Annotated in this window: 6 protein-coding genes and 1 pseudogene; 1 reads left to right on the top strand and 6 read right to left on the bottom strand. The window is 65.8% G+C overall.

Annotated elements, in window-relative coordinates; translation table 11 throughout:
* Nucleotides 1–407, top strand: a 407-nt coding sequence (locus tag CHU93_RS17425; RefSeq protein WP_207759174.1) for a Rossmann-fold NAD(P)-binding domain-containing protein, incomplete at its 5' end; no start/stop codon positions are given.
* 20 nt (nucleotides 408–427) lie between these two features.
* Here CHU93_RS17425 and CHU93_RS00950 read toward each other — a convergent pair.
* From CHU93_RS00950 to CHU93_RS00925, 6 genes and pseudogenes are all read right to left on the bottom strand, one after another.
* A pseudogene (locus tag CHU93_RS00950) lies at nucleotides 428–1,761 on the bottom strand (IS701 family transposase).
* A gap of 347 nt (nucleotides 1,762–2,108) precedes the next feature.
* Entirely contained in the window at nucleotides 2,109–2,897 is a 789-nt protein-coding gene (locus CHU93_RS00945; RefSeq protein ID WP_207759173.1) for an SDR family NAD(P)-dependent oxidoreductase, read from the bottom strand.
* Nucleotides 2,898–2,908: 11 nt separating this feature from the next.
* On the bottom strand, nucleotides 2,909–3,715 hold the full coding sequence (locus tag CHU93_RS00940) for an alpha/beta fold hydrolase (protein ID WP_094472347.1): 807 nt from the start codon (nucleotides 3,713–3,715) through the stop codon (nucleotides 2,909–2,911).
* A complete protein-coding gene (locus CHU93_RS18210; protein WP_094472346.1) occupies nucleotides 3,712–4,353 on the bottom strand; it encodes an NAD(P)-dependent oxidoreductase in 642 nt (213 codons plus the stop codon). Before CHU93_RS18210 ends, CHU93_RS00940 begins: the two co-directional genes overlap by 4 nt.
* Before the next feature lie 175 nt (nucleotides 4,354–4,528).
* Nucleotides 4,529–4,987, bottom strand: a complete 459-nt coding sequence (locus CHU93_RS00930; RefSeq protein WP_094472345.1) for a DUF2141 domain-containing protein — start codon at nucleotides 4,985–4,987, stop codon at nucleotides 4,529–4,531.
* Nucleotides 4,984–5,646, bottom strand: coding sequence for a TetR-like C-terminal domain-containing protein (locus CHU93_RS00925; RefSeq protein ID WP_094472344.1), 663 nt, complete (start codon nucleotides 5,644–5,646; stop codon nucleotides 4,984–4,986). The genes CHU93_RS00930 and CHU93_RS00925 overlap by 4 nt, the downstream gene beginning before the upstream one ends.
* Between the last annotated feature and the right edge of the window lie 234 nt (nucleotides 5,647–5,880).

Raw genomic sequence — 5,880 nt, 5'->3', positions numbered from 1 at the left:
GATCGTCGCGTAGTTCTCACCTTGATCGTCGCGCTACACTTGAGCTGCTTCCGTTCGGCATCAAGGTGGTCATCCTTGAGCCGGGTAACATCAACACGAGCATGACCCTTCGATCGTCGGGGAAGCAGTGCCGCGATGAGAAGTCACCGTGCTTCCAGTTCCATGAGAACGCCTATGCAGCAGCGGTCGCGAATGAGCGCGAAGGCTCATCGCCGCTAATGATCGCAAGGAAGATCGAGGCCATCATTGCCGAGCGGAAGCCAGCCCTTCGCTATGTTGGAGGCACGCTGATCGAACGTCTGATGATCCCTGTGAAGCACCTTCTCCCGGGCCGGCTGTTCGAGAGACTCGTGGCGAGGGAGTACCGACTCGACGCAGCGGGCCAAGGCCCCGGCGCTGGAAACTAACACCACTTTGGCAGATTCAGTCATGGCGTCGATTGTTCAGCCATCGGCGGCAGTGCGGACATCGTGAAGGTGTTGCCTGCAGCATGAGATTGATGATGGCGTGACGGACGGCGGGCAGACTTGGTTGAGGTGGCGGGCCGTGGATTCTTTTTTTCCCGCCCCGCTTTGGCAAGGCGGCGATGCTGCAGGAATGCGTAGGCAATCATCGTCATCAAGGCGTGCCGGTGCAGGCCTTGCCAGGAGCGTCCCTCGAAGTGATCGAGGCCCAGTTCCTCCTTCACTTGCTGATGCGCCTGTTCGCAAATCCAGCGGGCTTTGACGATCGCCGCCAATTTGAGCAGTTTCGTTTCGGGCGGCAGGTTGGCGAGATAGTACTTCGTCTCGCCGCTGGTGCGGCGCTCACCGATCAGCCAGACCTCTTCTCCGGGAAGATGCTGCTGCCCCTTGTCGCCGATCCGCTGTGGCGCCCCATCGGCGACACGCACGCGAATGGCGGCAAAACGTGCCTTCAGTGCGCCCTTGGTTCCCTGCCGCCAACTGATGGTTCGCCATCTGGAGGTCGCCAGCATCTCTTCGGCTGGCTTTGAGAGAGCGTCTGGGATGTGGCGCTGGCGAGGGCGCCCCCGGCCCGCGACGGGAAAGATCAGCTTCACATCCGCCGAGTAGACCTTCTGGCGTCCAGGAATGCCGACCGCCCATACCAGGCACGAGCGGTGAGACCCTGTCGGAATGGCGCACTCAGGCCGTATCCGGCGTCTGCCAGCACGCACCCAAAGCGAACGCCTGCGGCGATCACCCGGTCGACCTCGGCAAGCGCGATCTCCGGCTTGCTGCGCGCATCACGATAATCCGCAGGAACACCAGCCTGCTTCAAGCGCGCTGGATCGCTGGTCCAACTGTCAGGCAGAAACAGGCGCAGGCCCACCATCACGGGAACCTCGGCCCGGGCCAGCGTCAGAGACACCAGCGTCTGACAATTGGCCGTCTTGCCCAGCGCCGAGGCATATTGCGCCGCGACCCCGACTGAGTGAGCGCCCTTCTTCGGCAATGCCGTATCGTCGATGACCAGAACCGCATCGCTGCCGCCAACCAACCGGTCAGCCTGAACAAGCAGTTCCGCCTCCAGGGGCGCTGCGTTCCAGACGCCATCGGCAATGAAGTGGTGCAGCTGATCGTAGTCGCCTGGCGCCAGACGCTCCGCCATCGGCTGCATGCTCTTGCGATCTCCCGGCCCGATCAGACCCGCCACATACAGCGGGCACATCCTTCGCCGCGCCTTATGTCCCAGCTTCTCCAGAAACGGAGACAACCAGGATTGCAGTTCCAAATTCCAGTCCGATCTCGATCCTGACATGGCCGGCCCTCCATACGCCGACCACCCATGAATCACTCAACAGCTGATTTGAGAACCCCCAAAACACACTGCCTTCCCTCATTCTGCCAAAGTAGTGTTAGCAGCGCGCGCTGCTTTGAGACAGCGAGGCGCGCGCCGGTCGAGGCGGTCATGGCCGGTCGTGAGGATCTCTCGAATGCGGGTGTCGAAGCCCATTCCGGAGAGACCAACCATGACCAAGCTCAATCCTACACCTGATGGCGTGGTGCTTGTCGGGATTGATATCGCCAAGATCCGTAACGAGGTGCTGATTGAAGCCGCCGATAATGCGCGCTGACGGCGGTTGTCTGAACTGATGGGGTGGATGCCTACAATGTCGGCTTCGATGGGGGCGCAAACATCGCCGCGCTGACGAGAGCGGTGACGGCCCTGGGCGAGAAGCGGCTCGTCTGCGCCAGCAGCCAGTTCACGAGCCCCACGATGCGCGTCGGGCTCTTGCCGTCGAGCGCGCGGAGACACGCCTGCACCACCGCGTCCACGGAGAGCGGCTTCTTGAACACCGCCGTCGAGCGAACGCCGGCACCCATCGCGTCGATGAAGGGCGTCTCGACCGGGCCCGGACACACAGCGGCGACGTGCAACCCGCGCCCGCGGTACTCGGCCCACAAGGCCTCGGTGAACGACAGTACGAAGGCCTTCGTGGCCCCGTAGGCCGACATGTACGGCGACGGCTGGAACGCCACCGTTGAGGCCACATTGAGGATCGCGCCGCGACGCGCGAGCAGCAACGGTGCGAACAGACGTGTCAGCTCTGTCAGCGCGACGACGTTCACCTGCAGCATCGCGGAAAGGTGGGCGGGGTCCTCGTTCTCGAACTGCCCGTAGAAGCCAAAGCCCGCGTTGTTCACCAGCGTGTCCACCGGCAAGCCGCGCCGTTCGACCTCGTCGAACAACCTCTTCGCCGCGCCAGGGCCCGCGAGGTCCGCCGGCAGTACGGTCGCCCGGTCTCCCGCGCTCTCGATACGCGCCGCGAGGGCCGTCAGCCGATCCACCGAGCGCGCCACAAGCACCACGTGCGTGCCCTGCGCCGCCATCGCCAACGCCAGTGCCTCGCCAATGCCGGACGAGGCACCAGTCACGATCGCCACCTTCCTCATGCTATGTTCCTTCATGCCTTGCCTCCCACCAATCCTTTGAGCGCAGCGACCACCGCTTCGGGTGCCTCCAGCGGCGCCAGGTGTCCGCACGACGGTACGACCTCGAGCGTCGCGTTCGGCGCGAGCGCCGCGAACGGGCGCATGTGCTCGACGGGGTAGAGCCGGTCCTCGGCGCCCATCAGGATCGTGGCCGGCACCGTCAGGCGCGGCAGCACCTCGCCGAGTCCCGCAAACCGGGTCAGCACGGTACGTACAGTCACTGCGGCCGCGGCCTTGTCGAAGCTCCTGAACGCGGACACGAAGGCGCGGACCCGCTCGGGATGGGCCTTCCGCGACGCAGGAGAGAACATCGAGCGCGCGACGCCGTTGCCCCAGAACTCGGTCGCGCCGAACCATCGCGTGCCCCACACCTGGAACGTGTGTCCGCCGAGGCTCGGGCCGAGCGGCGAGTTCATCATCAGTACGCCGCGCACACGATCCGGCGCCTTCACGCCGAGATGCGCGGCGATCTGGTCGCCCCAGGAGCAGCCGGCGATGAAGGCCCGTTCGAGGCCGAGCGCGTCGAGCAGGTCTACCACGACGTCGGCGTAAGCGTCAGGCTGAACCTCTCTGCGAGGCGCATCGCTCTGACCGAAGCCAGGGCCGTCGATGCGGATCGTGCGCCACCCCTCGCCGAGCAGGGGCGCCAGGGGCGCGAACAAGCTGTGGTCGCTGAACAGCGATGGCCACAGCACGACCGGCGCGCCCGCGCCTTCATCGACGAGCGCAAGGGCGCCGACGCGGGTCGGGATCCGGCGGAGGTGGGAAGGTGTCGTCACGTATGGACCTCAGTTGCTGATGCTCGGGGTCGACCGGACCCACTCGGACGAGGTGACCTGTTGAAGAAGAAACCGAGCGGTAGACACAGCGGTGATCGACAGGCCGATGCCTCGGCCCTCCTTGCTGATCCGCAGCGGCCTCTCCGGGCCCTCGACGATGTTCGGCAAGCGCACCGAGACCCATTCGGGGCACTCGCGCGGAGCGCTGCCTCCATGCGGTCCTTGTCCTCGATGATGGGCAGGAGCCAACGGACGAAGATCGGGAGCACGATGCGGTTCGCGAACCACGTCCCGCTGCTGCCAGCCCCGACGTTCGACATGCACACGATGCGCGGCACGCCCTGCTTCGCCATCGCGGCGAGGACCACCTTCGCCGAGTCTGAGACGAGCGTGGTTGGCCGGCCATCGCCTGTCCCGCCGATGCCGAGGCAGTGGATGAGCGCGTCGCCGCCGCGGACGCAGCGTCCGACATCCTCCGACACGGTGGGGCTGCCGCCCAGAACGGTGAGCTGCGGATGGCTCAGCGACATGCGGCTCGGATCACGAACCAGCGCCGTAACCTCGTGGCCTTGCTCAAGCGCCTGCGAGAGTACGAGTCCACCCGTGAGGCCGGTGGCGCCGAAGAGGGCGAGCTTCATCGTGTCCTCCCCGTCGCGCAGCCCCTGTCACCCGGCGAAATCGAACCGCCGCGGCGCGGCGACTGGCTCCCACCGTCACACGGAGAAACAGCGTTGCGCAATAAACACATTGTTACCGGTCTGCCAAAAAAAGGAGTTGGGCGTCGAGAGGGGAGCTGCCGCATCGCCGGCGCCCTCAGTAACGCAGGCTGACGCGCAGCACCAACGCCTCGCGCGCCGCCAGGGTGAAGCGCGACTCGTCCCACTTGGGGCTCGCCATCGCGTAGGTGCGGTTGTTCGAGACGCCGTAGCCCTCGGACGGAATGCCCACGAAATTCCTGCCGAGCCGGCCGTTGCCGTTTTCGTCATGCACAACCGCCACCGCGTAGGCGCCGGGCGCCAGACCTTCGAACACGCACGCGGCCTGGGTGCCATCGATCCGCGCGCGCACGGTGCGCACGCCCTCGCCATCCGGGAAGCTGGCCGCGTCAGTGAACAGGCGGCAGTTCAGGGTGCCCTTGGCGTTGCGAAAAGAGGCCACCTCCACCCGCAGGGTCGCGGCACCCTCGTCACCAGCCTGCGCTGGCGCGGCCATCCATGCCGGGGTTAGTGCGGCAACGCAAAGCGCCGCCAGGATTCGGGCGAGGTGATTCATGGTGTTTTCTCCAACGAGGTTGCAGCGCGAGGCTGATTGAGTCGAAGGCTGGCCAGCACATCGGTCACCGCGAGGCGGGCCAGCCGCTCGCCGTCGCGGTCGAAGGGCATGATGCCCTCGACTTCGAGGGTGACCGGCCCGTGCACCGCAGCCCACAGGCGCACGGCGGCCTCGCGGGCGTCGTCCGGCCCTGCACCGAGTGCAGCGCGCGCCTCGGCCACCGAGGACTCCACCGCGCCCAGGGCCAGCCGCGCCTGCTGCCGCGAGTACTCGGTCGGTACGTGCTCGGGCAGCGCATTGCCGAACATCACACCGAACAGCGCCCGGTTCGCGAGCGCGAAGCTGCGATAGGTGAGCATCACCGGCAGCAGTGCCTGCACGGGGTCGCGGTGGCGGCGCCGCTCGCGCTCGACGGTAAAGCGCAGCCGCGCGAAGCCCTCAACCTTCAGGCCTTCGCTCAGGCCGTTCTTGCCGCCGAACAGTATGTAGACGACCTTAGTTGAGCAGTTGGCCCGTTGCGCCAGGTGCCGCAACGTCAGTGCCTGCGGCCCGCCCTCAGCCAGCAGCCGGGCCGCCAGCTCCAGCAGTCCGCGGCGGACCACGTCATCGCCTGCGGCGCGGGCCATCTGGTAGTCAAAGCAAACGTTGGCGGCCTTCATTGGGTAACAATGTTACCATCTTGACCAGATCGAGTCAAACGCCGACCGGAGTTCGCCACCGCAGCGGCGGCGCGGTCGATCGCCAGCGTGTACTGGGTCAGATGGCTCTGTCACGGAAACGCTGACGGCTGCCGACTGGGACGATAGAGTTCGAAATGACGCCGATCTCTGACGCCTGAACTGATGGGGTGGATTGAACCGCGCCGGGTTTGCCGGAGGCTCCAACTCCTGAGA

It is taken from the genome of Sandarakinorhabdus cyanobacteriorum (assembly GCF_002251755.1).
In the GTDB taxonomy this organism is placed as follows: domain Bacteria; phylum Pseudomonadota; class Alphaproteobacteria; order Sphingomonadales; family Sphingomonadaceae; genus Sandarakinorhabdus; species Sandarakinorhabdus cyanobacteriorum.
The sequence above is the reverse complement of the archived record's forward strand: the minus strand, read 5'-3'. Positions and strand labels throughout refer to the sequence as shown.

What these genes read in the sequence shown, in the direction of transcription:
- CHU93_RS00945 (WP_207759173.1), bottom strand. Translation starts at nt 2,897, where the DNA reads ATGAGGAAGGTGGCGATCGTGACTGGTGCCTCGTCCGGCATTGGCGAG.
- CHU93_RS18210 (WP_094472346.1), bottom strand. Translation starts at nt 4,353, where the DNA reads ATGAAGCTCGCCCTCTTCGGCGCCACCGGCCTCACGGGTGGACTCGTA.
- CHU93_RS00930 (WP_094472345.1), bottom strand. Translation starts at nt 4,987, where the DNA reads ATGAATCACCTCGCCCGAATCCTGGCGGCGCTTTGCGTTGCCGCACTA.
- CHU93_RS00925 (WP_094472344.1), bottom strand. Translation starts at nt 5,646, where the DNA reads ATGAAGGCCGCCAACGTTTGCTTTGACTACCAGATGGCCCGCGCCGCA.